The following is a 2,006-nucleotide window of genomic DNA, read 5'->3' on the forward strand; positions in this document are numbered from 1 at the left end:
CCCGGGTTCCGCAGTTCGTAGTCACACATGGCGAGTGGACAGCGAGAATCTGCAGGTAGATGGCCTGTAGTGAGCTTCGAGGTGCCGCGAAGGGCCGCGAGTGTAGTAACACGACTTCGAAGATTTCATGTGCGTGAGCTCATGGTTCGTGGTTGTGTGTAGTCATGTACTTGCGGTTCACCCGGCGGACCAACACCGACGGCAGCGTCGTCAGATATGTCGCGCTGGCGCACAACCGGCGCGTGGACGGCAAGATCAAGCCGGACGTGCTGATGAACCTGGGCCGGGTCGACCGCCTGGACGTGGGCGGCCTGCTCGGACTGGCGGCCTCCATCCGCAAGCACTTCGGCGACGGGGACGGCTCCGGCTGCGCCGATGATGCCGTCGAGGTCGGCCGGCATGCGGGCAGCGCGCCGATCGAGGTGGTCGATTCCCATCCCATCGGCGCCGTCTGGCTGCTGGAGGGCCTGTGGCGGCAACTGGCCGTCGCCTCGGCGATCAAGAAGGCGGCCGACGGCCGGCGCTTCACCATCAACATGGAACGCGTGCTGTTCGCCCTGGTCGCCAACCGCGCAATCGCGCCGATGAGCAAACTGTCGGCCGCCGAATGGGCCAGCCAGGACGTGATCATCCCCAACCTGGCGGCGATGGACGATGACCATGCCTATCGGGCGATGGATCTGCTGGTGGAAGCCGACACCCAAGGCGAGGTTCAGGAGGCGGTGTTCTTCGCCGTCGCTCACCTGCTCAACCTCGAAGTCGACCTGCTGTTCTTCGACACCACCTCCACCTACTTCGAACGCGACGCCGAAGAGGACGGCGAGCAGGCGTTTCGCACCTACGGCAAGTCCAAGGACCATCGTGACGACCTGCCGCAGATCGTCATCGGGCTGGCGGTCACCCGCGAGGGCATCCCGGTCCGGGTGTGGTGCTGGCCCGGCCACACCAACGACCAGAGCGTGCTGGCCGAGGTCAAGGACGACATGCGCGCCTGGAAGCTGGGCCGGGTGATCACCGTGGTCGACCGCGGCTTCTCCTCCGCTGACAACCTGGCCTACCTGCGCCGCGCGGGCGGCCACTACATCGCCGGGATGCGCATGCGCGACGGCGGCGCCCTGGTCGAACAGGCACTGTCGCGTCAGGGCCGCTACCAGCAGGTGCGCGACAACCTGCGGGTCAAGGAAGTCCGCATCGACGGTACTGGCGACGTGCGCTTCATCATCTGCCACAACCCCGACCAAGAACAGCGCGACAAGCAGCACCGCGAGCAAGCGATCACGCGGATCGAGGCCGAGCTGGAACGGATCAAGGCCCAGCGCGAACGCGAAGCCGGGCGCGAACTGAGCGCCAAGGCTCGCCAGAAGGCCGAGGCCGCCCATGTCCGTGCCGAGTGCGCATTGCGCGACCATCCCACCCTCAAGCGGTGGATCCGCCAGCAGAAGAACGGACGGCTGGTGATCGACCGGGCCAGGGTCAAGGCCGAGGAACGGTTGGACGGCAAGTACCTGCTGGCCACCAGCGATCCCGACATCAGCACCGAAGGCGCCGCACTCGGCTACAAAAACCTCCTCGAAGCCGAGCGAGGCTTCCGGGACATGAAGTCCGAACTCCTGCTGCGCCCGGTCTTCCACCGGCTCGAACACCGCATCCGCGCGCACGTGCTGATCTGCTGGCTCGCTCTGCTGCTGACCCGGGTCGCCGAACGCGGATGCGGGCAAAGATGGCCCCGGATCAACCGCGAATTGTCCCGTCTGTCCCAAGTCACCCTCGCCGGACCGGCTGGAACCGTCGTCCACACGACTCCGCTACGACCCGCACAACGAGCTGTCTACCAGGCACTTTCCATCACGCCGCCAGCCCGGGTTTCCGTCTTCGAGCCGACTTGACCCGATCAGCACCTGGCTGCGGAGGGTGTAGGCACACGACCCTCTACGGCCCTGCATGCGTTCCTCCAGGTCAACCCTCGATTTCGGGCTCACGTGTGACTACCAACTGCGGAACCCGGG

At 66.0% G+C, this 2,006-nt stretch carries 1 protein-coding gene; it reads left to right on the top strand.

Annotation, left to right across the window (positions count from 1 at the left end; genetic code table 11):
* Positions 1-164: 164 nt before the first annotated feature.
* Positions 165-1,886 (top strand): IS1634 family transposase, encoded by a 1,722-nt coding sequence (locus HII36_RS54870; RefSeq protein ID WP_173531332.1) that lies wholly within the window; start codon positions 165-167, stop codon positions 1,884-1,886.
* Positions 1,887-2,006 lie beyond the last annotated feature (120 nt).

Source organism: Nonomuraea antri (assembly GCF_013283785.1).
Classification (GTDB): Bacteria; Actinomycetota; Actinomycetes; order Streptosporangiales; family Streptosporangiaceae; genus Nonomuraea; species Nonomuraea antri.